This is a genomic window from Pedomonas mirosovicensis (assembly GCF_022569295.1).
Classification (GTDB): Bacteria; Pseudomonadota; Alphaproteobacteria; order Sphingomonadales; family Sphingomonadaceae; genus Pedomonas; species Pedomonas mirosovicensis.
In genome coordinates this window covers 1,150,404-1,172,129 of record NZ_JAKFIA010000001.1, presented here as the reverse complement: position 1 = coordinate 1,172,129, position 21,726 = coordinate 1,150,404, and the positions used below count along the sequence as shown (strand labels likewise).

The following is a 21,726-nucleotide window of genomic DNA, read 5'->3' as shown; positions in this document are numbered from 1 at the left end:
CCCCTATAACGACTCTGCCCCGGAATGGTTAAGCCGGAATGGTTAAGATTGGGAGTCCGCCCCGGTCGCGGTCAGGATCAGTTTTTGCAGCAGCCCGGCCAGCGTTTCCTGCTCTTCCCGGCTGAGGCCGGAGAGCAGCCGCCACTCGTTCTCCACGTGCGCGGTCACCGCCGCGTCGATCAAGTCGCGGCCCTTTTCCGTCAGTTGCACGATGATGCCGCGCCGGTCCTCCGGGTGCGGCTTGCGTTCGATGAGCCCGGCCCGCTCCAGCCGGTCGAGCCGGTTGGTCATCGCGCCGGAGGAGACCATGGTGGCCTCGTAGAGCGCGGTCGGCGTCAGGGCGAAGGGCGGGCCCGAGCGGCGCAGCGTCGCCAGCACGTCGAACTCGCCGTTCTGCAGGTCGAACCGGGCCATCACCGGGTAGATGCGATCGCGCGAGAGCACCTGCGCCGCCTCGCTCAGGCGGCCGAAGATGGCCATGGGCCACACGTCCAGGTCCGGCCGCTCCCGCCGCCACTGCTCGATCGCCCTTGCTGCCCGGTCCATATCGCTCACCATAAAGTATCTTGACGTAAAGATTCTTTACATCAATCATACTACCGATGCCACTGTTTTGGAAGAAAGCCGCGTCCATGGCCCGCCTCTGGAACTCCGCCTTCGCTCTGCTGCTCGTCACCGGCGGCCTGCTCGGCCTCACCCTGCCCTTCGGCAAGCTGGCGGGCGGCGCAGGGCTTCCCGCCATGGTGTGGGCGCTGGTCATCTCGCTGGGCACGGGGCTGGTGCTGCTCGGGGTTCTGGCGGTCCGGCGGGTCCCGTTCCGGCTCACCACTCATCGGCTGCGCTATTTCATCATTGCCGCCGCCGTTTCCTACGCCATTCCCAATGTGCTGCTGCTGTCGGCCATTCCGCACCTGGGCGCGGGTTACACCGGCATCATGTTCACCCTCTCGCCGGTTTTGACCCTGCTGCTCTCCATGCTGACGGGGCTGCGCCGCCCCAGCCCGCTCGGCGTTGCCGGCATTGCGGTGGGCTTCATCGGCGCGGTGCTGGTTGCGGTCACGCGCGGCGGCGCCGGGCAGGCGGCCGACCTTTTCTGGGTCGCCATCGCCCTTCTGGTGCCGGTCAGCCTCGCTGCCGGCAACATCTACCGCACCATGGATTGGCCGGCGGGCACGGGGCCCATCGAACTTGCGGCCGGCAGCCATCTGGCCGCCGCCGCCATGCTGGTGGCGGGGCTGGCCGTGAGCGGGGATATCGAGGCGGTTTCCATGCTTGGGGAAGTGCCGCTCCTGGTGGCGGCGCAGGTGGCGGCCTCGGCGGCCATGTTCGCCTTCTTCTTCCGGCTTCAGGCGGTGGGCGGCCCGGTCTACCTCAGCCAGATCGGCTATGTGGGGGCCGCAATCGGCCTGATCTCGGGGATTCTGTTCCTGGATGAGCGCTACGCGCTGCTCACCTGGATCGGCGCAGGGATCATCGGTCTTGGCGTTGCCATGACCACCCGGGCGCAGCGCCAGGCGGCATAGGGCCAAAGGCGCAACCTCAGGCGATGATATCGGGGATCATCATGTCCTGAAGGGCGGTGATTTCATCCTTCAGCTTCAGCTTGCGCTTCTTGAGGCGCTGCACCTGGAGCAAATCGGGCGCGGCTTGCGCTATCAGGGCATCGATGGCCGCGTCCAGGTCCCGGTGTTCCTGGACCAGGGCCTGAAGCCGCATCTGCAATTCGCGCTGCTCGTCTTTTCCGTCCGTCATCGCTCACTGGTGCCTGGGCGGGTGCCTGGATTCTGCCCCTCTTAGCATAGCCATTACAGCTTGTGTATGCGCCAGGCGCGCCATCCGGCGCAACCGGCCCGATGCCACGATGCCGGGCGCGGACGCGACGGGCGGAGCCGGGAAGGCCGTGACTCTGTGACACTATTGTGATCCTATATTCGGACCCAATCAGGACCAGAAGGAGATGTGCAATGGCGATATCCGTTCGTGGATCCATGGCGACCTTGGCTGCGAAGCACGCGCGCATCGAGTCGCAGATTGCCCAGGAAAGCCAGCGCCCACTGCCGGATTGGAGTACCATCGCCCAGCTTAAGAAGGAAAAACTTCGCCTGAAGGAGGAGCTCAACCGCGCCCAGGCTTCCTGAGGCCTCCCTCTCGAGGCCTCGCGGCCGGGCATGGCCCGCCGAGACCTGACGGGGATGCGGACAGCCTGAACGGAAAAGGGCCGGCCGGATGCGCTCCGGCCAGCCCTTCCCCGAGAGTCTTGCCTTTAACAGGCAGGCTTCCAGCCTATTCCTCGTCTTCCGCCACGTCGTAGCCGCGCGCGGCGCGTTCCAGCTTGAGCTGTTCCTCAAGCCGGGCGGCCTCCTCGTCGAGATACGAGTCGCTGGGCTCCTCGCCGCGCTTCTTGGCGGCGCGCGCCACCAGCGCATCCAACTCCCGCTGCGAGCACAGGCCCAGCGCCACCGGGTCCTGCGCCTTGATGTTCTGGATGTTCCAGTGGGTGCGGTCGCGGATGGCGGCGATGGTGGTCTTGGTGGTGCCGATCAGCTTGGCGATCTGCCCGTCCGACAGCTCCGGGTGATAGCGCAGCAGCCAGGCGATACCGTCCGGCTTGTCCTGCCGCTTGGAAACCGGCGTGTAGCGCGGCCCCTTGGTGCGGTTCTGCTGCGGCACCGGGCCTTCGGCCAGTTGCAGCCGGGCAGCCGGGTCCTTCTGGCAGCGCTCGATCTCGGCCCAGGTCAGCTCACCGGCGCGCACGGGGTCGCGCCCGATGTAGCGGGTGGCGGAAGTCTCGTCAGCAATCGCCTGCACCTCAAGCACATGCAGGCCGCAAAAGTCCGCGATCTGCTGGAAGGTCAGGGCGGTGTTTTCAACCAGCCAGACCGCTGTCGAGTGTTTCATCAGCAGATGAGCCATGGATGTCTCCCGTCCCCAAAAAGCATCGGCCGCCCTTCTCGGGCGGCCGACAATAGAGCACAATCTGTAACCCGCCGCGCCAGCGAGGTCAAATTCTCAAGTAGGGTTCGCCCTTGGCTCAGTTCAACCCTTGGGCCCCAACTTTTTGATATTCGGGCCGCCTGCATCAGGCCCGCGCCCCCATCACGAGCAGGATCTTGCCCACATGCAGGCCCTCCTCCATGCGCCGGTGCGCCTCGGCTGCGTCGCGCAGCGCAAAGCGGCTGTCGATGATGGGACGCAGCTGGCCGCGCTCGAACAGGGGCCACACCTCCTGCTCCAGGCTCGCCGCGAGCGCGGACTTGAAGGCGACCGAGCGGGCGCGCAGGGTGGAGCCGGTCAGCATCAGGCGCCGGACCATGATGTCGAACAGCTTGATCTCCGTCCGGTTGCCCCGCTGCACGGCGATGGAGACGTGCCGCCCGTCCGGGGCCAGCAGGGAGAGGTTCTTCGGCACGTAATCGCCGCCGATCATGTCCAGAACCACATCGACGCCCCGCCCGTCCGTCAGCTCGCGGACTCGCTCGACAAAATCCTCCGCGCGGTAGTTGATGGCCGCGTCCGCGCCGATCTCCTCAGCGATGCGGCACTTCTCGTCGCTGCCGCAGGTAACGAGGATGCGAAGATCGAACGCCCGGCACAGCTGGATGGCGGTGGTGCCGATGCCGCTGGTGCCGCCATGCACCAGCACCGTCTCGCCTGGGGCCGCATAGCCGCGCTCGAACAGGTTGGACCACACGGTGAAGAAGGTCTCCGGCAGGGCGGCCGCCTCATCGAGCGCCACGCCCCTGGGCACCGGCAGGCACTGCCCCACGGGCGCGACGGCAAACTCCGCATAGCCGCCGCCCGCCAGAAGCGCGCACACCGCATCCCCCTCGCGCCAGCGCGTCACCCCCCTCGCCCAGCGCCGCGATGGTGCCCGAAACCTCCAGCCCCGGCAGGTCGGAGGCCCCCGGCGGAGGCGGATAATGGCCCAGGCGCTGCATCACGTCCGGCCGGTTCACGCCCGCCGCCGCCACGCGGATCAGCACCTCGCCCGGCCCCGGCTGCGGCACCGGGCGCATGGCCGGCCGCAACGTCTCCGGTCCGCCCGGCTCCTCGATCTCGATAGCCGCCATGACTTCGGGAATCCCGGCGTCGCCGGCATGGGCTGCGGTCATGCTCGCTGCTCCTCTGTTAAGGCCTTGGCGCACGGCCAAAATGTCCGGTGATATTGACAGCCGTCCGCCCTCGGTCAACCATTCCTGATAGCGAACTCGACCCGGAGGCCCGGCAAAAATGCCGCATGGCGCGCCGGCGGCCGGGCCGTGGAGGTAACGCATATCAGGCAACCGGCTGGTTCCCCGGCTGCCCGGCATGCCTTTGAGGAGATGCTTCATGGACCTTGATGAGTTGTTGCCCCGCCGGAACGTCGAGGACCCCCTGTCCGCCCTGCGCCGCGAGGATCTGGACCCGCTGTCGCTTGACGAGCTGAAGCAGCGCATCCGGGTACTGGAGGCCGAGATCGAGCGCACCCGCGCCAAGCTGGAGGCCGCCTCCTCCTTCCGCTCCGCCGCGGATGCCCTGTTCAAGCGCTAGCGCTTGCGCTGACGTATTCTCAAAGCGCGCGCGCTCGTGCGCTGTTTCATTGCTGACGCCGGGTTGCCGGCAGCCATCCTTGCCCGTTCCGTGGCTTGTCGCGCCGGCCTAAGCGCCGGCGCCCCCTCCTCTCCCCCAACCGTCTCCCCCAACCGTCTCCGGGCCAGGCCTCCAGCCGCGCACCCGCTGCCGTTCCGCCGATTGGAGCGGCTCAATAACTTCCTTCAATTAAACTGTAATTATTAAAATTATCCCGCAATGATGGCATGAATATTTATGCACACGCAACAAACAAGCGGTTTTATTATAATTCAAAAGCCCATACTCGCCCGAATCACAATCAATATCATTTTATGATCGTGCCCCTATCGAGCCCGAAAACGCCCCAAGTCTATATCAATTTTTCGCAGAAATCCGCGCTTCACAGGTGATTCCGCGCCTCATTGGCCGCAGTCAGTCCAAAATTGGGGTTCAAACGCCTGGAAGCGCTTTTCAAGCCGCTCTTCACAAATTAGTGTGGCCTCGGTCTAATACTTTAGGCACCTGCGCTAAGTAATACACAAGAATTACTGTCGCGTTCGAGCGCGTATCTGCCTTGCCGTTGCGTACAGGCAACTTCCAACAAATGTGGAGGCAAGTCATGGCGCCGACAATCGTCATCGCCAGCGATCACCCTGGAACCCGGACACTCGTGTCGGCTGTCCGCCAAGCCCAGCCCAAGGCCAATGTCGTTGAGGCATCCAGTTTCAAGTCCGCGGCCGAGGCGGTGCGCCGCCAGCGCCCCGAGCTGGTGCTGGTGGACCTCGACCTGACGGACGGCGGCGGGTTCGCCAGCCTGGTCACGGTCAAGCAGATGCGCGCCAATGCGCGGGTTCTTGCCCTTGGCTGGCATGAGGAGCCCTCGCTGGTGCAGCGGGCGCGCTGGTTCGGCGCGCAAGGGTTTCTCACCTGGTCCGCGCCGCCGCTTCTGGTGCGGACCACCCTGGCCAGAACCCTCGCCGGCGAGGAGTGCTGGCTCGCCGACGCCTACAAGCCCCTGGCCGAGGAGGAGGAACCCTTGCCCGACGTCATGACGGTCGCCCGGCAGCTCGCCACCTTGACGCCCGCCCAGATGCGGGTGCTGCTGGGCCTGAACGCCGGCCTGCTCAACAAGCAGATCGCCTATGAAATGAGCATCACCGAGGCCACGGTGAAGGCGCACCTGACCGCCGTGTTTCGCAAGCTCGGCGTCAAGAACCGGCAGGAGGCGGCGCGCATCGCCCGCACGCTGCTGGTCTCCACCCCCTTCAACAACAACGGGGCCGGCCACGGATAAGGTCAGGGCAGGAAAGGAACCGGTGACGCGCCGGGTTCGAGGCGGAACCAGCGAGGGGCGGCGCGCGCCGATTGCTTTGAATGACGCGAAGAGATCAGCCCGAACGGGCCGTTCGATCACGCCGCGAGGAAATCAAGGCCAATATCCACCGCCGGGGCGGACTGGGTGATGCGCCCCACCGAGATGTAATCCACCCCGGTCTCGGCAATGCCGCGAATGGTGGCAAGGTTCACCCCGCCCGAGGCCTCCAGCGGCACCCGGCCGCCGACAATCTCCACCGCCGCCCGCAGCGTATCCGGGCTCATGTTATCGAGCAGCAGCCGGTCCGCGCCCGCCTCCAAGGCCGGGGCGATCTGGGCGAGCGTGTCCACCTCCACCTGCACCTGAAGGCCCGTGCCCGCCTCCTTGGCGGCTTTGACCGCCGCCTCGATGGAGCCCACGATGGCGATGTGGTTGTCCTTGATGAGGATGCCGTCATCGAGCCGCAGCCGGTGGTTCTGCGCGCCGCCGCAGCGGGTGGCGTACTTCTCCAGCAGCCTGAGGCCCGGCAGGGTCTTGCGGGTGTCGAGGAGCACGGCCCCCGTGCCCTCGATCATGTCCACATACTGGCGGGTGAGCGTCGCGATGCCGGAGAGGTGCTGCACCGTGTTCAGCGCGGAGCGCTCCGCCGTCAAAAGCGCGCGGCCGTTGCCCACCACCACCATCAGCTCCTGCCCCGGCTCCAGCCGGTCGCCGTCCTCGGCTTTCGTCACCACCGTGCAGTCGGGGTCGAGCGCGCGGAAGAAGGCCACCGCCAGCGGCAGGCCGGAGACGACCATCTGCTCGCGGGTCGCCATCACGGCCTGAAGCCGCGCGGTCTCCGGCACCACGGCGCGCGAGGTCACGTCCCCGCCCGTGCCCAGGTCCTCGGCGAGCGTCGCGCGCACGAAGGCATCCACCTCCGCCGCCGACAAGGGCAGTTCCGTGCCGCTCATGTCCATGCTCTCCCCTGTTGTCCGCCCGCGCCTTACGCCGGGATCTTGCCCACGTCGCCCTGGCCGGCGGTCTTGGGGGCCATGTCCAGCATCCGCTGGAGCGACTGGGCCGCCTTTACCCGCACGTCTTCCGGCACCTCGATCTGGGGCGTCAGGTCGCGCAGGCACAGGTACAGCTTCTCCAGCGTATTCAGCGCCATGAACGGGCACATGTTGCAGTTACACTGGCCATCCGCGCCCGGCACGCCGATGAAGGTCTTGTGCGGGGCCTGGCTTTGCATCTGGTGGATGATGTTGGGCTCGGTCGCCACCAGGATGGTGTCCGCATCGCTCGCCAGCGCGAAATCGAGAATGCCCTTGGTCGAGCCCACATAGTCCGCGTGGTCGAGGATGTGCGCCGGGCATTCCGGGTGCGCGGCGACAGGCGCGTCCGGGTGCTCCGCCTTCAGCTTGATGAGCTCCTGCTCCGAGAAGTTCTCATGCACGATGCACGAGCCTTCCCACAAAAGCATGTCCCGCCCGGTCTTGCGGGCAAGGTATCCGCCCAGATGCCGGTCCGGCGCGAAGATGATCTTCTGGTCGGCGGGCAGCTGGCTGAGGATATGCTCGGCGGAGGAAGACGTCACGATGATGTCGGAGAGCGCCTTCACCTCGGCCGAGCAGTTGATGTACGTCAGCGCGATATGGTCCGGGTGCGCGGCGCGGAACTTGGCGAATTCCTCCGGCGGGCAGCTGTCCTCCAGCGAGCAGCCGGCCTTCAGGTCCGGCAGCACCACCGTCTTGTTGGGCGAGAGGATCTTGGCCACTTCCGCCATGAACTTGACGCCGCAGAATACGATCACGTCCGCGTCGGTCGCCGCCGCCTTGCGCGAGAGATCAAGGGAATCGCCCACGAAGTCCGCCAGATCCTGGATCTGCGGCTCCTGATAGTAGTGGGCGAGGATCACCGCGTTCCTCTCTTTCCGCAGCCGGTTGATCTCGGCCAGCAGGTCGATGCCGGGCGGAATCTGCGCGCCGGCGGTCGGGTTGAGAAGGTTCAAACGGGCATCCATAGCGTCACCTAGCCCTTACGTGGCACCGTACTAGGAGGGAGCGCGCATGAGACGCACATCAAAAAGTGCATAAGATGCACCCCCCGCCTGCCGCGTACATGGCGCGCAACCGCCCGAAGCACAAGGCTTCAAATGACAAAACGGTGACGTCGCGGCCGGAGAACAACCCCGGCCGCCTCAATATCCCGCAAAGGGGGCGAGCCTCTCCGGCCCGCCCTGCCTTACTGATCCTTCTTCCGCTCGCTGCCGCTGAGCGGATCCACCAGAATCTCCCGCTCGTCCCCGCTGCGCGTGCGGTAGCGGATCTTGTAGCCCTCCTTCGCATACTCGATCTTGACGAACGCCACGAAGTCATCCCGGTTCTCGATCGAGGCGGCGATCTCCGACAGCGGCCGCGCGCCCTGGGGCGGCAGGTCCTGCGCCAAGGCCGGGAAGGCAAGCCCAAGGGAAACCACGGCAAGGAACAAAGGCTTCATCGTCAAATCCTTTTCGGTCAAACAAACGATGAAGAAACGCTCAAGTCCGCCGATGGCCCCCAGCCGCCCCACCGTACCTTGACGCCGGCCTTCCCGGTTCTTAACTGTGGCCTCGCGAGGAACGACCTCCCCCATCATGGGCAGTAATGACCGGGACGGCCCGGCGCTTCGAAAGGAGGGCCGCGTGGCCTGGATTCTATTGTCTGTTGCGGGTCTGTTTGAAGTGGTGTGGGCCTATTTCATGAAGCTGTCGGACGGCTTCTCCCGCCCGCTCTACACCGTCCTCACCTTCGCCTTCATGTTCGTCAGCTTCTGGCTGCTGTCGATCGCCATGAAAACCCTGCCGCTCGGCACCGCCTACGCGGTGTGGACCGGCATCGGCGCGGTCGGCGCCTTCATTGTCGGCCTGCTCTTCATGGGCGAGTCCGCCTCGCCCCTGCGGATCCTCGCCGCCGTGCTCATCGTCGCGGGCCTCGCACTCATGAAGCTCACCAGCACGGAATGATTTTCTAGTAGCTTCAAGGGCTTACGCCCTTTCGTTACGCAGGGGGATCTCAATCCCCCTGCACCCCCTTTCGTTTCAGGAACGCGCGTTTGATGCAGGTCTCGGCCCTATAGATTTTCGGGTTCAGAACAGGGCCCCACCTGCGATGCCGGGCGAGCCCAAAAAACGAACGGGAGTGCAGAGGGTCCAAGACCCTCTGCAGAAATTAATAAAAACCAATAACTTAAATCAGACTTCTTCCACCAGCCTGTAAACCCCGCCCTCGTGTGCCACCCGGCCGCGGGTTTCGAGGTCGATGAGGTGCGCCTCGACCGAGCGTTCTGCGGCCTTGTGCAGGTATTTCGGCGTCGAGACGTAGAGCACCTCAACCATCTGGGGGATGCTCATGGGGCCGTCCGCCAGCAGCTTGAGCAGCTGGCCTTCGCGCATACGGCGGTGGTTGATGAGCGCGCGCACGAAGGGGCGCGGGTTTTCCACCGGCGCGCCGTGGGTGGGGTAGTAGCGCTCGTCGTCCCGGTCGAGCAGCTTCTTGAGGCTGGCCATGTAGGCGGCCATGTCGCCGTCGGGCGGCGCGATGACGCTGGTGGCCCAGCCCATCACATGGTCGCCGGTGAACAGGACCTTTTCCTCCGGCAGCGCGAAGCACAGGTGGGTAGAGGTGTGGCCCGGCGTCTCGAGGGCTTCCAAGGTCCAGCCGGGGCCGGAGATGGCGTCGCCCTCGGCCATGATGGTGTCGGGCACATAGTCCCAGTCCACCGCTTCCTCGGCGGCGGGCATGCCGTCCTCGCCCTTCACCTGCGCGCAGCCGACAATGGGTGCGCCGAGCTTTTCCTTCAGCGCGCGGGCGGCGGGCGAGTGGTCCCGGTGGGTGTGGGTGATGACGAGGTGGCTCACCGTCTCGCCCTCCACGGCCTTCAGCACCGCCTCGATGTGATCCGGCATGTCCGGGCCCGGATCGATGATGGCGACCGTTCCCCGGCCCACGATGTAGGTGCCCGTGCCGGTGTAGGTGAAGGCATTGGCATTGCGCGCCACCACTCGGCGAATGAGCGGGCTCATGGTCAGCGGCTCGCCGTAGGCCACGGCGGAATCCTGCACGAAGCGGACGTCATCGGTCATGCCACTCTCCAACTCATCTGCCCGACGGGAACCTCCGGGTGCGAGAAATCGCCGCCAGCCCTACTGGCTTATTAATCGAATGAAAAGCGACTAAGGCGGTGGCCACCGCGATCTGGAACGCATCGGGGCGTCTGCTGTCCCGTCGTACCGCGGGGCGAACAAACGCGATTCAGATATTCTGATAAGCCGTTTATTTTACTCGGGTTTCCTTTCAACCCCCTGGCTTCCCATCGCCCGGCAGCGCCGCCAGCGGGGCAAATCCGCGACTGTATATATTCTCGTTTCATTTCAATAAATTAGCATGAACTTTGGCCTCAGCGGATTCAACACCCTGCCGGCAGGGCCACACCCCCCACTCGCGGCGGCTTGGCGGCGGTAGACCTGCCCCCTATCCTCGCATCGCACCGCATCCGCCCCCACCGCCTCTCCACCAAGGAGCCGCCCGCCATGACCCCAGCCATGTCCGAGTCCGCGCCCGCCCAGCCGCCTGCCTTCGCCTGCGCGCACATCAGCATCAAGGCGGACGGCCCGCTGCTCTGGCTGCGCTTCAACCGGCCGGAGAAGCGCAACGCCCTCACCGTCGCCATGTACGCGGCGCTGGCGGACGCTCTGGAAGCCGCCGCCGCAAATCCCGCCATTCGCGCCGTCATCCTTGCGGGCGCCTGCGGCACGGCGGACGATATCTTCACCAGCGGCAATGACTTGGGCGATTTTCTCGCCAACCCGATTCAGAACGAGGACGCGCCCGTGCTGCGCTTCCTGCGGGCCATCAGCGCCTTCCCCAAGCCGCTCATCGCGGCGGTGGCGGGTCCTGCCGTCGGCGTCGGCGCGACCATGCTGCTGCACTGCGATCTGGTTTACGCCGCCGACAACGCCAGCTTCCAGTTCCCCTTTGCCAGCATCGGCCTGGTGCCGGAGGCCGGCTCCACCTTCCTCCTGCCCCGCCTCGTCGGCCACGCGCGGGCCAGCGAGCTGTTCTTCTTTGGCGAGAGCATCGATGCAGAGACGGCCCGCGACTTCGGCCTCGTCAACGCCGTGGTGCCGGTGGCCGAACTGCCCGGCCACGCGGAAGCCCGCGCCCGCAAGCTCGCCGCCCAGCCCGCCAGCGCCCTGCGCCGCACCAAGGCGCTGATGCGCGAGGCCCGCAACCTGCCGCTTGCCGACGCCATGCGCGTTGAGGGACAGGCCTTCATGGAGCGGCTGCAAAGCCCCGAGGCGCGGGAGGCGATGACCGCCTTCCTCGCCAAGCGCAAGCCGGACTTCACCCAGTTCGACTAGAGCAGCTTTCGAAGTGCGACCAACAATGACTTTAGAGCGGGCGATCTGCTGCAAGCAGATTGCAATCCGCTCTGAGCCCCGCCCCTGCGCCATCGCCAGCCTTACGCACCCCAACACCACGGCACACACCCACAGCAGCAGCGTCGCCATATCCGCCTCCCATTTGCAGGCAAGATAGGCAGGTTGATAACGCCTGTCAATAGGTATTTTCCTATTTACGACTGCCCTGCCTGCCCGCTGGCCCCGGCAGGCCCCCTTTGATATAAGTCGACCAGGCAACCATGCGGGGGAGCGCTCATGGGCCTGGGAGATCTGCTCAGCATCGTCATCGTGCTCATCATGGCCGCCATGCCCTGGCGGGCGGAGCACCGCCTGCGCCATGCGGAGCGGCTGCCCATGCAGTGGGGCCTTAACGGCAAGCCCACCTGGTACGCGCCCCGGCGCATCGCCGTCGCCTTCCTCCCCCTGCTCGCCGCCTGCACGTTCATCCTCCTTGCCGTCGCCCAACGCACGGCGGAGGATGGCAACGGAATTGCCACCGACAACGGCCGCTTGATCTTCGGCCTCAGCCTCATCGCCGTTCACTGGTTCCATCTGCATCTGGCGGAAAAAGAGTGCCGCTAGCCCCTGCGCGGCGTTTTCTCTGCCAACCGGCCTGCTTCATCGGCACAGGAGCCTTGCCCTGCCCGTGTGCGCTTGGATATGCACGGATTGAACCGAGTTCATACCGTTCGGGCAACAGGAGCATTCTGCCATGAAGACGCGCGCCGCTGTCGCATTTGCGCCCAACCAGCCGCTGGAGATCGTCGAGGTTGATCTGGATGGCCCGAAGGCGGGCGAAGTCCTGGTCGAGGTCATCGCCACCGGCGTCTGCCACACGGATGCCTACACCCTCTCCGGCAAGGATTCGGAAGGCGTGTTCCCGTCCATTCTGGGCCACGAGGGCGCCGGCATCGTGCGCGAGGTCGGGCCGGGCGTCACGTCCGTGAAGGTGGGGGATCACGTGATCCCGCTCTACACGCCCGAGTGCCGCCAGTGCAAAACCTGCCTCAGCCAGAAGTCCAACCTCTGCACGGCCATTCGCTCCACCCAGGGCCAGGGCCTGATGCCGGATGGCACCTCCCGCTTCTCCTACAAGGGCGAGCGCATCTTCCACTACATGGGCTGCTCGACCTTCTCCAACTTCACGGTGATGCCCGAGATCGCCGTCGCCAAGATCCGGCCGGACGCGCCCTTCGATAAGGTCTGCTACATCGGCTGCGGCGTCACCACCGGCATCGGCGCGGTCATCTACACGGCCAAGGTCGAGCCCGGCGCGAACGTCGCCGTCTTCGGCCTCGGCGGCATCGGCCTCAACGTCATCCAGGGCGCGAAGATGGTCGGGGCCGACAAGATCATCGGCATCGACATCAACCCCGCCAAGCGCGAGATGGCCGAGAAGTTCGGCATGACCCACTTCATCAACCCCAGCGAAGTCGGCAACGACAAGGTGGTGCAGGCCATCATCGACATCACCGGCGGCGGCGCGGACTACAGCTTCGATTGCACCGGCAACGTCAAGGTCATGCGCCAGGCGCTCGAGTGCTGCCACCGCGGCTGGGGCCAGTCCATCATCATCGGCGTGGCCGAAGCCGGCCAGGAAATCTCCACCCGCCCGTTCCAGCTGGTCACGGGCCGCGTCTGGAAGGGCTCGGCCTTCGGCGGCGCGCGCGGCCGCACGGACGTGCCCAAAATCGTCGACTGGTACATGGACGGCAAGATCAACATCGACGATCTCATCACCCACGTGATGCCGCTCGAGCAGATCAACCACGCCTTCGACCTGATGCACGAAGGCAAGTCCATCCGCTCGGTGATTACGTTCTGAGTGGTTTGAATTGATTATTCGCAGGAGGGGCTTGCCCCTCCTGCACCTCCCTTTCGTTTTAGGAACGCACGTTTGATAAAGGTCGCGTTCCAATAAAGTCCTGAGTTCAGAACAGGGCCGCGCCCGCCAAACCGGGCGAGCCCGACAAACGAACGGGGTGCAGGGGTCCGCGACCCCTGCGGAAAAGCAATATTTCAATCGAGGAGCAGAGGGCCCAGCCATGACCCTTGAGATCATCGCCACCCACCGCCTGTTCGAGGGCACGCAGGGGTTTTACCGTCACCAGTCGAAGGCGACCAGCACGTCGATGCGCTTTGCGGTTTACACCCCGCCGCAGGCGGCGGACGGCCCGGTGCCGGTGGTGTGGTTCCTGTCGGGCCTCACCTGCACGGAGGAGAACTTCACCGTAAAGGCGGGCGCGCAGCGGCTGGCGGCGGATCTGGGCCTCATGCTCATCGCGCCGGACACAAGCCCGCGCGGCGAGGGCGTGCCCGATGATCCGGAGGGCGCTTACGACTTCGGCATCGGCGCGGGCTTCTATGTGGACGCGACCGAGGCGCCCTGGGCCGAGCACTACCGGATGTACACCTACATCACGGATGAGCTGCCCGCCGTCATTGCCGAGCATTTCCCGGCGGACATGGCGCGCCAGTCCATCATGGGGCACAGCATGGGCGGGCACGGCGCGCTCACCATCGCGCTGAAGAACCCCATGCGCTTCAAGGCGGTCTCGGCCTTTGCGCCCATCGCCTCGCCCATCAACTGCCCGTGGGGCCAGAAGGCCCTTGGCGGCTATCTGGGCGACGATCAGGCGAAGTGGCGCGCGCACGATGCTTGCGCGCTTCTGGAGGACGGCCATCGGGTGCCGACCGAAATCCTCGTCGATCAGGGCATGGCCGATCCGTTCCTCGAGGAGCAGCTTCGCCCCACCCTGCTGGAGGCCGCCTGCCAGAAGGCCGGGCAGAAGCTGACGCTGCGCTGCCAGCCGGACTACGACCACAGCTACTACTTCATCGCCTCCTTCATCGACGACCACCTCATCTGGCACGCCGAGCGCCTCAACGCCGCGGCATGACGGCGGTTTTGGGACTTCGATTTGCAAGGGGGTAAGCCCCTCCGCAAAAACCTTCACAAGCAACAAAAGGCCGGGGTTTGCCTGCGTGCGAACCCCGGCCTTCCGTCATTTCATGCCCTGCCCGAAGGCAGCCGCCCGCCTTATTTCGGGCAGTAGGACGGCAGCTGCACCGGCGCGCTGCCCTTGCGCTGCATCCATTGGCCGCCTTCGGTACGGTAGTACTCGTTGGGGCCGACCTTGTGCTCGAACAGCTTGCAGGCGGCGGCGGCGGCCACCTCGTTCACGGTCACGCCGCGCTTCTCGGCCAGCTGGGTGTAGAAGGCCTTGCGCTTGATGTTGATTTGATCGATCCGCGCCTTCAGGTCGCCGCTTGCGCCCTTCACCGCGCCCACATAGCCGTCGGCCTGCTCGCCGATCTGCCCCGAAGCGCGCGCCTGATCGATGAAGGTATCTTCCTGCGCGGCGGCCGGGCCGGCAATCGCCACGGCCACGCCGAGCGCCGCGACAGTGCCCATAACCTTCGCTAATAACTTCGATTGAATCGCCATGATGTCATCTCCCGGCCGTCTTGCGGCCAAGCCAACCTACAGTCTCGCGTATCTTAGAATACGCCCGGATTGTTCTGGATCAGATCCTGCACGTCCTTCTCCAGCCGCACGATCACCTCGTGGCGGATGTTGACGTTCATGTTGATCTCGATCGGCTTGTCCGGGGCCTGCAGCTTCACGCACCCCGCCGTCACCAGAAGCGCTGGCGCCGCGCAAGCCGCCAACAGGACTGCCCGCATGTTCGTCTCCCGCTCACACACTTGTGTCACATTCATTCCTGTACGCTGAATTGTGCCATTCGCGCAAATCCTGACCATCTCCGGCTGAACCGTTGCTGAAGCGAACCAAGCTATCAGCGCTGCTTCGGCTTTGTGGTTCCGCCGTTTTCGGCCTTGGGCGTATCCTTGCCATTGTTGTCGTTGGACTTCTCCAGCTCCATCTCGACGCTGCGGCGCACGAGGCCGCCCACGTCGCTGACGCCGGAGATGGAACTCATCAGGCTCCGCAGCGGGGCCTTCACGTTCACGTTGAACTTGAAGGGGATGCCGCGTGTCCGAAGCGCCCGGAACCACGACAGCGGCGAGAGCGAGGCCTGGCTCGTGCCCTCGAAGTGGATGCCGGTGGCCACCTCGCCCGCCAGGTCGCCGTCCACATCCACCACGATTGACTGGAACTTGAAGTTCTTCAGCGCATCGAACGCCAGCTTGGCATTGCCTTCGGCGGCGGGCACCGGCCCGGTGTAGGACAGCGTGCCGCTGCCCTTGGTCCGCAGGTAGCCGTTGCGGATCGCCGCGCCCTGCCGGGTGACGACCAGCGGCAGCTCGCCCTCGACCCGCCCTGTCGCCCGCAGCGACTCCAGGTTCATCAGGCCGATGAACTTCTCCAGGTCGACCTCGGCGATCCTCAGCGTCACCCGCTTCTCCGGCTCGGAGAGCGCGACAACGGTCGGGTCCACCAGCAGTTCGCCGTCGGCCAGCGGCCAGCCGGCCCGCTCCACTTTCAGCTTCTGGTCGCCCAGCAGCTGGAAGCGGAACTCGCCGTTCTCCATGGCAACGCCGGGGTTGACCTTGGCGACGGTGAGCTTCTGGCCCGGCGGCGTTTTCATGCCGAGGAAATCGGTCAGGACCACATGGCCCGAGATGCCCTCGACAGGACCGAGGCCGCCCGTTGCCATCGACAGGGCCTTGAGATCGAACTGGGCGTCGGTCTTCAGCTGCTCGGCCGTCCAGCGCGCCCGCACGAAGCCGCCGACGGTGCCGGTCACGTTTTCGACGACGCCGCGCGCCGCCTCGGTCAGCATGTAGGGCTGCAGGCTTGGGCTGAAGGTCAGGCCCGTCAGCCGGAACACCAGGTCACCCACGTCATGATTGGTGTCGTGGCGCGCCTCGACCTGGCCCAGCACGTCGCCGCTTGAGGCCAGCCTCACGTTACCGCGCATGGTCGCAACCGGGCCGCCCAGGCGGGCCTCGCCGTCGGTGAAGGCCAGCGGCTCGAAGCGGGCCTTGCTGTTCATGTCCGCCACCTGGCCGGACAGGCCGGTCAGTTGCAGCGGAGCCGCGTCATTGTTGAAGTCCGCCCGCCAGCGGCCCTTGGCCTCGGCCCGCACGGCGGCCTCGTTTGCCACCAGCGTGAAGCCGTCCATGGTGCCATTGCCGCGCCAGCCGGCCTTGCCGCCCGTCAGCGAGCCGTGGATGCGCCGGCTCTCGGCGGTGATGCCGCCCTCCAGCCGCAGCGTGGCCTGGCGGAAGTCCAGCCCCACGATCGGCCGGTCGGTCGTGCCCCGCACCGAAACCGCAATCGGCCCGGCCTTCAGGCCCAGCCCGGCGTCGGCGCCGCCTTCCGTGCCCAGCAGGGCCAGCCGCAGCTCGCCGGCCGTTGCCCCGCCCGTCAGCGCGCCCTCGGGGCTGGTCCACAGGAAGCCGCGATCCCCACGCGGGCACACCGGCATGGCGCCTTGGCCGAAGCGGTAGTCGCCAATGCTGAGCCCGCCGATCTTCACATTCAGGCAGCCCTCCTTGGCGGAGAGGCGCACCCCCTTGTCCCAGGCCGCCGCCACGTCGAGCGGCAGGTGCAGATCCTCGATCCGCCCGCCCGGAATGGGGCCGCTGATCCGGGCAAGACCCGAAAGCTCCACCTCGCCCTTGCCGCTGTCCTGCATCAGCTTGTAGGTCACCGGCGTCAGCGACAGGCTGGAGTCGCCTGCCTTCCAGTCGGCCACCACCACCGTGCCCGCGCTTTCCAGCGCCTGGCCTGGGGCCGTCGACAGCCGGTCGATCAGCGCTTCCAGCTTGGGCAAGCCCGGCCCCGAGAGGGACGCGCGCCCGGTCACCATTGTCTTGCCCGAGGGCAGTTCCGTCCGCAGCACCGGCTGGTCGTGGTCATGGTCCAGCAGGGTGAAGCGTACGCCGCCCTGCCCCGTCGCCTCGACCGCGCCTGGAATGATGAGCTCGCCGAAGCCCTTGCTCCAGGTCACGCTGAGCGGGGCCGAGGCTTGGAACTGCCGCATGGCCCTGTCGAGCGTGCGGGAGGACTGGCTCACCAGCCCTGCCAGGGGCGTGCTCTCCAGCCGCGCGAGGCCTTCGCGCAGCTTGGCCCGCTGCCTGGGGGCAATCACGCCATCGGCGATGCTGAGCGTGCCGGTAGCGGCCACCACTGGCGCGGCGTCGCCCATTTCGACCTTCAGGTCACCCTTGGCGCGGGTTGCCCGCAGCCGCACCGTCGGCCCTTCCAGCGCGCCGGTCGTCACCGTCCATTGGCCGCTGCCCCTGCCCTTGGTGCCGGTGAAGCTGGCTTGAATATCCGGCTGCTGCACCGTCAGGTTGCCCGCCCGCGCGGCGGCGGCGCTGATGCTGGCCGCGCCGTCCCAGGCGGTGGGGCGAAGCTGCGGCGTCAGGCGCACATCCTTAAGGGTCACGGCCATGGCCACGGCGCTTGCGCCCGTGTCGTCGGTCTGGATCACCCGCTCGGCCGTGCCCTTGATGAAACCGGACAGGCGGGTCAGGTCGGGCGCGCTGGTGAACTCGCTCTCGAAGCGGAACGCCCCCGTTCGCAGGCCATCGATCAGCCCGGCCGCGTTGACGCTGGCCGCGCCGCCTTCCACGTTGGCGTGGATGCCCTTGGCGCTTGTCTCGGCCGAACCAGTGAAAATCAGCCCTTCCAGCAGCTCCGTCGTGCCCGGCGCGACGACGGAGCGGGCGCGCAGGGACAGGCTGAAATCGCGATCCAGCTGGCCCTTGGTCTCAACGTAGGCGATCACCGTGCCGTAGGGCGTCGCCACGTTCACGCGGCCCTCGCGCACCGTCAGGCCCAAGTGCGGCAGGGCGAACGGCTGCTCCGTGGGTTCGGGCCGGAACAGGTCGAGCGAGCCGAAGGAGACGCCGGTTCTGTCCGCCTTCGCGTTCAGCACCGGGTTTTCGAGGATGACGCTCTCCACCTTCGGGCTGAAGCCGTCCCAATCCAGGTACACCTCTGCCCGCTCGGCGGTCAGATCAGGATTCTTGGCCGGACCCAGCCGCAGCTGCTCCAGCTCCACGCGGGCGAAGGAGATGCCGTCGCCCTCGAAGGTAGCGTTCACACCCTGCGCGTCGAGATAGCCCCGAATCGCTAAATTCATCAGGGGAATGCGAACCAACCAGACAGCGCCCACCGTGACGACCAGGGCCACGCCCGCCGCCTTCAACCGGAATACGGTCTTGGATTTCCGCCGCTTGGGAGAGCTATCGTCCAGCAGCTGCTCGTTCGCTTCCATGCCTCGCCTTGGGTAACGCCTTTGGATTTCGAAGATATTCAGGAATGGTTCATGCCGCGCCGCGCAGAAGCCGAACGCCTGCCCCGGCTGCGCTGGCTTGCGCGCCCAGGGAGGCTGCGCCCCCGCTCTTCACGATCATTCCACCCCGATGCCTTCGGAATCCCCGCTAATCAACCTTGATCTCCACCAAACCTGACGGGACCGGGCAATTTTCACAATATGTTTTTCCATTCCATCCCGTCTGGCCTTTCATAAAGCCCAGCGCAGCCTTTGTTGACAAAAAAGTACGGGGCGCGACCCCGAAGGATTGCGCCCCACTCCTCCCCTGACTTTCCGGCCCCTTTAGTGGCCGAGCGACTTGACGATTTCCTCCGTCATCTTCTTGGCGTCGCCGAACAGCATCATGGTGTTGTCGCGGAAGAACAGCTCGTTCTCGACGCCCGCGTAGCCCGAGCCCATGCCGCGCTTGATGAACAGCACGGTCTTGGCCTTCTCCACGTCCAGCACCGGCATGCCGTAGATCGGGGAGGAACGATCGGTCTTGGCCGAAGGGTTGGTCACGTCGTTCGCGCCGATCACGTAGGCCACGTCCGCCTGGCCGAACTCGGAGTTGATGTCCTCCAGTTCGAACACCTCGTCGTAGGGCACGTTGGCCTCGGCCAGCAGCACGTTCATGTGCCCCGGCATGCGGCCCGCCACCGGGTGGATGGCGTATTTCACGGAGACGCCCTCGGCCTTCAGCATGTCGGCCATTTCGCGCAGCGCGTGCTGGGCCTGCGCCACCGCCATGCCGTAGCCCGGCACGATGATGACCGAGGAGGCGTTCTTCAGGATGAACGCCGCGTCCTCCGCCGAGCCCTGCTTGATCGGCCGGTCGACCTTCGGCCCGCTTGCGGCGGCGGAGGTATCCGCGCCGAAGCCGCCCGCAATCACCGAGATGAAGCTGCGATTCATGCCCTTGCACATGATGTAGCTGAGGATCGCGCCAGACGAGCCCACCAGCGCGCCGGTGATAATCATGGCGCTGTTGTGCAGGGTGAAGCCCATGGCCGCTGCCGCCCAGCCTGAGTAGCTGTTGAGCATGGAGACGACCACCGGCATGTCGGCCCCGCCGATCGGGATGATGAGCAGGAAGCCGATGAGGAACGACAGCGCCGTGATGGTCCAGAAGATGGTCGGCGACTGGTCGGTGCAGAAGTAGACCACCAGCCCGATGATGCCCGCCAGCAGCGCGAGGTTGATGACGTGCCGGCCCGGCAGCAGGATCGGCGCGCCCGACATGTTGCCGTTCAGCTTCGCAAAGGCGATGACCGAGCCCGAGAAGGTGATCGCACCGATGGCGATGCCGAGGCTCATCTCGATGCGGCTGACCACGTGGATGTTGTCCGCCGTGCCGATGCCGAAGGCTTCCGGGTTGGAGAAAGCGGCCGCCGCCACCAGCACGGCGGCAAGGCCCACGAGGCTGTGGAACGCCGCCACCAGCTGCGGCATTGCCGTCATGGCGATGCGCTGGGCGATGATGTAGCCGAGGCCGCCGCCGATGAGGAGCGCGCCGCCGATTTCCGGCAGGCTCGCCAACTCGTGGGTGACGAGCGTCGTCACCACGGCGATGAGCATACCGATCATGCCGAAGAAATTGCCCCGGCGGCTGGTCGTCGGGCTGGACAAGCCCCGCAGCGCCAGAATGAAAAGGACGCCCGAGGCCAGATAGGCCAGCGCGACCCACGCGGGCACGCCGGCAACGGTCACGCCGGCCGCGTGCTCCATAACAGAGTTAGCGTTTTCCATCCCCGCCTCACTTCTTCTCTTTTTTCTTGTACATGGCCAGCATGCGCTGGGTGACGGCAAAGCCGCCGAAGATGTTCACCGCGGCCAGCGCCACGGCGACGAGGCCCAGCCATTTGGCGAGGGTCCAGTCGGCGGGAGCCGCCGCGATGAGCGCGCCCACCACGATCACCGAGGAGATCGCGTTGGTCACGGCCATGAGCGGGGTGTGAAGGGCCGGGGTGACCGACCAGACGACGTAGTAGCCGACGAAGATCGCCAGCACGAAAATCGAAAGCTGTCCGATGAAATCCATGGCTGCCCCCCTCAACCTTGAAGCGCAGGATGCACGACCGCGCCGTCCTTGGTGACGACGATGGCCCTGAGGATCTCGTCGTCCCAGTTCCAGGCGATGGTCTTGGCCTCCTTGTCGTGGAAGGCGGCCAGGAAGTTGTAGAGGTTGCGTGAGAACAGCGCCGAGGCGTTGGCGGCAAGCCGGCTTGGCACGTTGCGGTGGCCAACGATGGTAACGCCGTTCGGCGTCGTCACCACTTCGCCCGGTTGCGTCAGCTCGCAGTTGCCGCCCTGCTCGGCCGCCAGATCCACGATCACCGAGCCCGGCTGCATGGAGGCCACCATCTCCGCCGTCACCAGGCGCGGCGCGGGCCGGCCGGGAATGAGCGCGGTGGTGATGATGATATCCTGCTTGCGGATGGTGTCCGCGATCAGCGCCGCCTGCTTGGCCTTGTAGGCGTCGGACATTTCCTTGGCGTAGCCGCCCGAGGTTTCCGCCTGGCGGGTTTCCTCGTCCTCGACCATGACGAACTTGCCGCCCAGGCTTTCCACCTGTTCCTTGGCGGCAAGCCGTACGTCGGTTGCCGAGACGATCGCGCCCAGCCGCTTGGCGGTGGCGATGGCCTGCAGGCCCGCCACGCCCGCGCCCATGACGAAGACCTTGGCGGCCGGAATGGTCCCGGCGGCCGTCATCATCATGGGCAGGGCCCGGCCGAAGTGCTCGCAGGCATCGAGCACGGCCTTATACCCGGCCAGGTTGGATTGGGAGGAGAGGATGTCCATGGATTGCGCGCGGGTAATGCGCGGCATGAACTCCATGGCCATGGCCGTGAGACCGGCGCTGGCATAGGCCTGCATCAGGTCCCGGTTCTGATAGGGGTTGAGGCTCGCCACCAGCACCGCGCCGCGGGGAAGCCCCGCCAGTTCGTCGGCTCCAGGGCCCTGAACCTTCAGCACGATATCCGCATTGGCGAGCACTGCTGCCCGGTCGCCCACAAGCGCGCCGGCGGCCTCGTAATCCGCATCCGAAATGTACGAGAGCGCACCGGCGCCCGTTTCAACGGCCAGGTCGAACCCCAGCCCTTTCAGCTTTTTTATGGTCTCCGGTGTGGCCGCAACTCGCCGTTCGGCGGCGCGGACCTCCTTCACCACCGCAATCTTCATCAATTCTCCCCCCTGTT

General features: G+C 65.9%; 22 protein-coding genes and 1 pseudogene. 9 read left to right on the top strand and 14 right to left on the bottom strand.

The genetic code is table 11. The features are described from left to right. Positions 1-42: 42 nt before the first annotated feature. Entirely contained in the window at positions 43-558 is a 516-nt protein-coding gene (locus L0C21_RS05550) for a MarR family winged helix-turn-helix transcriptional regulator (protein WP_259277410.1), read from the bottom strand. Between the two features lie 74 nt (positions 559-632). Between L0C21_RS05550 and L0C21_RS05545 the strand changes: the two genes are divergently transcribed. Next, entirely contained in the window at positions 633-1,523 is an 891-nt protein-coding gene (locus L0C21_RS05545; protein ID WP_259277409.1) for a DMT family transporter, read from the top strand. A gap of 16 nt (positions 1,524-1,539) precedes the next feature. Here the strand turns inward: L0C21_RS05545 and L0C21_RS05540 are convergent, their stop codons facing one another. Then, complete coding sequence (locus L0C21_RS05540; protein WP_259277408.1) at positions 1,540-1,752, bottom strand: YdcH family protein; 213 nt, start codon at positions 1,750-1,752, stop codon at positions 1,540-1,542. Positions 1,753-1,964: 212 nt separating this feature from the next. Between L0C21_RS05540 and L0C21_RS05535 the strand changes: the two genes are divergently transcribed. Further along, positions 1,965-2,138 carry a YdcH family protein gene (locus L0C21_RS05535; RefSeq protein WP_259277407.1) on the top strand — a complete coding sequence of 58 codons (174 nt, stop codon included), beginning with the start codon at positions 1,965-1,967 and terminating at the stop codon, positions 2,136-2,138. Between the two features lie 145 nt (positions 2,139-2,283). On the opposite strand, the gene L0C21_RS05530 is transcribed toward L0C21_RS05535, so the two are convergent. Then, positions 2,284-2,898 (bottom strand): DUF1013 domain-containing protein, encoded by a 615-nt coding sequence (locus L0C21_RS05530; protein WP_259278826.1) that lies wholly within the window; start codon positions 2,896-2,898, stop codon positions 2,284-2,286. 181 nt (positions 2,899-3,079) lie between these two features. After that, a pseudogene (locus L0C21_RS05525) lies at positions 3,080-4,112 on the bottom strand (NAD(P)H-quinone oxidoreductase). Between the two features lie 217 nt (positions 4,113-4,329). Here L0C21_RS05525 and L0C21_RS05520 point away from each other — a divergent pair. Together L0C21_RS05520 and L0C21_RS05515 are read left to right on the top strand one after the other, a co-directional pair. After that, complete coding sequence (locus tag L0C21_RS05520; RefSeq protein WP_259277406.1) at positions 4,330-4,530, top strand: DUF1192 domain-containing protein; 201 nt, start codon at positions 4,330-4,332, stop codon at positions 4,528-4,530. A 640-nt stretch (positions 4,531-5,170) separates the two neighbouring features. Continuing rightward, complete coding sequence (locus L0C21_RS05515; protein ID WP_259277405.1) at positions 5,171-5,845, top strand: LuxR C-terminal-related transcriptional regulator; 675 nt, start codon at positions 5,171-5,173, stop codon at positions 5,843-5,845. A 116-nt stretch (positions 5,846-5,961) separates the two neighbouring features. Here the strand turns inward: L0C21_RS05515 and nadC are convergent, their stop codons facing one another. The 3 genes from nadC to L0C21_RS05500 all read right to left on the bottom strand — a co-directional run bounded on the left by nadC (position 5,962) and on the right by L0C21_RS05500 (position 8,347). Then, positions 5,962-6,819 (bottom strand): carboxylating nicotinate-nucleotide diphosphorylase, encoded by an 858-nt coding sequence (nadC, locus tag L0C21_RS05510; RefSeq protein WP_259277404.1) that lies wholly within the window; start codon positions 6,817-6,819, stop codon positions 5,962-5,964. Positions 6,820-6,851: 32 nt separating this feature from the next. After that, positions 6,852-7,871: a quinolinate synthase NadA gene (nadA, locus tag L0C21_RS05505; protein WP_259277403.1), complete on the bottom strand. Its 1,020-nt coding sequence runs from the start codon at positions 7,869-7,871 to the stop codon at positions 6,852-6,854. A gap of 221 nt (positions 7,872-8,092) precedes the next feature. After that, entirely contained in the window at positions 8,093-8,347 is a 255-nt protein-coding gene (locus L0C21_RS05500; protein ID WP_259277402.1) for a hypothetical protein, read from the bottom strand. Between the two features lie 184 nt (positions 8,348-8,531). On the opposite strand from L0C21_RS05500, the gene L0C21_RS05495 reads away from it, so the two are divergent. Continuing rightward, entirely contained in the window at positions 8,532-8,852 is a 321-nt protein-coding gene (locus L0C21_RS05495) for a DMT family transporter (protein WP_259277401.1), read from the top strand. 228 nt (positions 8,853-9,080) lie between these two features. Here the strand turns inward: L0C21_RS05495 and L0C21_RS05490 are convergent, their stop codons facing one another. Further along, positions 9,081-9,971 (bottom strand): MBL fold metallo-hydrolase, encoded by an 891-nt coding sequence (locus L0C21_RS05490; RefSeq protein WP_259277400.1) that lies wholly within the window; start codon positions 9,969-9,971, stop codon positions 9,081-9,083. 447 nt (positions 9,972-10,418) lie between these two features. On the opposite strand from L0C21_RS05490, the gene L0C21_RS05485 reads away from it, so the two are divergent. The 4 genes from L0C21_RS05485 (at position 10,419) to fghA (ending at position 14,191) form a co-directional block, all read left to right on the top strand. Further along, entirely contained in the window at positions 10,419-11,249 is an 831-nt protein-coding gene (locus L0C21_RS05485) for an enoyl-CoA hydratase (RefSeq protein WP_259277399.1), read from the top strand. Between the two features lie 297 nt (positions 11,250-11,546). After that, on the top strand, positions 11,547-11,873 hold the full coding sequence (locus tag L0C21_RS05480) for a DUF1648 domain-containing protein (protein ID WP_259277398.1): 327 nt from the start codon (positions 11,547-11,549) through the stop codon (positions 11,871-11,873). 130 nt (positions 11,874-12,003) lie between these two features. Continuing rightward, entirely contained in the window at positions 12,004-13,116 is a 1,113-nt protein-coding gene (locus L0C21_RS05475) for an S-(hydroxymethyl)glutathione dehydrogenase/class III alcohol dehydrogenase (RefSeq protein ID WP_259277397.1), read from the top strand. A gap of 220 nt (positions 13,117-13,336) precedes the next feature. Continuing rightward, positions 13,337-14,191, top strand: coding sequence for an S-formylglutathione hydrolase (gene fghA / locus L0C21_RS05470; protein WP_259277396.1), 855 nt, complete (start codon positions 13,337-13,339; stop codon positions 14,189-14,191). Positions 14,192-14,331: 140 nt separating this feature from the next. Here fghA and L0C21_RS05465 read toward each other — a convergent pair whose 3' ends face one another. The 6 genes from L0C21_RS05465 to L0C21_RS05440 form a co-directional block, all read right to left on the bottom strand. After that, positions 14,332-14,739, bottom strand: a complete 408-nt coding sequence (locus tag L0C21_RS05465) for a YdbL family probable chaperone protein (protein WP_259277395.1) — start codon at positions 14,737-14,739, stop codon at positions 14,332-14,334. A 53-nt stretch (positions 14,740-14,792) separates the two neighbouring features. Next, positions 14,793-14,978: a YnbE family lipoprotein gene (locus L0C21_RS05460; protein ID WP_259277394.1), complete on the bottom strand. Its 186-nt coding sequence runs from the start codon at positions 14,976-14,978 to the stop codon at positions 14,793-14,795. A gap of 113 nt (positions 14,979-15,091) precedes the next feature. Next, positions 15,092-18,487, bottom strand: coding sequence for an intermembrane phospholipid transport protein YdbH family protein (locus L0C21_RS05455; RefSeq protein ID WP_259277393.1), 3,396 nt, complete (start codon positions 18,485-18,487; stop codon positions 15,092-15,094). Between the two features lie 342 nt (positions 18,488-18,829). Continuing rightward, the gene (locus L0C21_RS05450; RefSeq protein WP_259277392.1) at positions 18,830-20,254 is read right to left on the bottom strand and encodes an NAD(P)(+) transhydrogenase (Re/Si-specific) subunit beta; all 1,425 of its coding nucleotides are present in this window, start codon (positions 20,252-20,254) and stop codon (positions 18,830-18,832) included. 28 nt (positions 20,255-20,282) lie between these two features. Beyond that, positions 20,283-20,567 carry an NAD(P) transhydrogenase subunit alpha part 2 gene (locus tag L0C21_RS05445; RefSeq protein ID WP_259277391.1) on the bottom strand — a complete coding sequence of 95 codons (285 nt, stop codon included), beginning with the start codon at positions 20,565-20,567 and terminating at the stop codon, positions 20,283-20,285. Between the two features lie 11 nt (positions 20,568-20,578). Continuing rightward, positions 20,579-21,709, bottom strand: a complete 1,131-nt coding sequence (locus L0C21_RS05440) for a Re/Si-specific NAD(P)(+) transhydrogenase subunit alpha (protein ID WP_259278825.1) — start codon at positions 21,707-21,709, stop codon at positions 20,579-20,581. Positions 21,710-21,726: the final 17 nt, after the last annotated feature.

Coding starts and splice junctions, on each gene's coding strand:
- L0C21_RS05440 (WP_259278825.1), bottom strand. CDS start 21,709: ATGAAGATTGCGGTGGTGAAGGAGGTCCGCGCCGCCGAACGGCGAGTT.
- L0C21_RS05450 (WP_259277392.1), bottom strand. CDS start 20,254: ATGGAGCACGCGGCCGGCGTGACCGTTGCCGGCGTGCCCGCGTGGGTC.
- L0C21_RS05460 (WP_259277394.1), bottom strand. CDS start 14,978: ATGCGGGCAGTCCTGTTGGCGGCTTGCGCGGCGCCAGCGCTTCTGGTG.
- L0C21_RS05490 (WP_259277400.1), bottom strand. CDS start 9,971: ATGACCGATGACGTCCGCTTCGTGCAGGATTCCGCCGTGGCCTACGGC.
- L0C21_RS05520 (WP_259277406.1), top strand. CDS start 4,330: ATGGACCTTGATGAGTTGTTGCCCCGCCGGAACGTCGAGGACCCCCTG.
- L0C21_RS05455 (WP_259277393.1), bottom strand. CDS start 18,487: ATGGAAGCGAACGAGCAGCTGCTGGACGATAGCTCTCCCAAGCGGCGG.
- nadA (WP_259277403.1), bottom strand. CDS start 7,871: ATGGATGCCCGTTTGAACCTTCTCAACCCGACCGCCGGCGCGCAGATT.
- L0C21_RS05465 (WP_259277395.1), bottom strand. CDS start 14,739: ATGGCGATTCAATCGAAGTTATTAGCGAAGGTTATGGGCACTGTCGCG.
- fghA (WP_259277396.1), top strand. CDS start 13,337: ATGACCCTTGAGATCATCGCCACCCACCGCCTGTTCGAGGGCACGCAG.
- L0C21_RS05530 (WP_259278826.1), bottom strand. CDS start 2,898: ATGAAACACTCGACAGCGGTCTGGCTGGTTGAAAACACCGCCCTGACC.
- L0C21_RS05545 (WP_259277409.1), top strand. CDS start 633: ATGGCCCGCCTCTGGAACTCCGCCTTCGCTCTGCTGCTCGTCACCGGC.
- L0C21_RS05515 (WP_259277405.1), top strand. CDS start 5,171: ATGGCGCCGACAATCGTCATCGCCAGCGATCACCCTGGAACCCGGACA.
- L0C21_RS05550 (WP_259277410.1), bottom strand. CDS start 558: ATGGTGAGCGATATGGACCGGGCAGCAAGGGCGATCGAGCAGTGGCGG.
- L0C21_RS05500 (WP_259277402.1), bottom strand. CDS start 8,347: ATGAAGCCTTTGTTCCTTGCCGTGGTTTCCCTTGGGCTTGCCTTCCCG.
- L0C21_RS05445 (WP_259277391.1), bottom strand. CDS start 20,567: ATGGATTTCATCGGACAGCTTTCGATTTTCGTGCTGGCGATCTTCGTC.
- L0C21_RS05480 (WP_259277398.1), top strand. CDS start 11,547: ATGGGCCTGGGAGATCTGCTCAGCATCGTCATCGTGCTCATCATGGCC.
- nadC (WP_259277404.1), bottom strand. CDS start 6,819: ATGAGCGGCACGGAACTGCCCTTGTCGGCGGCGGAGGTGGATGCCTTC.
- L0C21_RS05535 (WP_259277407.1), top strand. CDS start 1,965: ATGGCGATATCCGTTCGTGGATCCATGGCGACCTTGGCTGCGAAGCAC.
- L0C21_RS05485 (WP_259277399.1), top strand. CDS start 10,419: ATGACCCCAGCCATGTCCGAGTCCGCGCCCGCCCAGCCGCCTGCCTTC.
- L0C21_RS05475 (WP_259277397.1), top strand. CDS start 12,004: ATGAAGACGCGCGCCGCTGTCGCATTTGCGCCCAACCAGCCGCTGGAG.
- L0C21_RS05540 (WP_259277408.1), bottom strand. CDS start 1,752: ATGACGGACGGAAAAGACGAGCAGCGCGAATTGCAGATGCGGCTTCAG.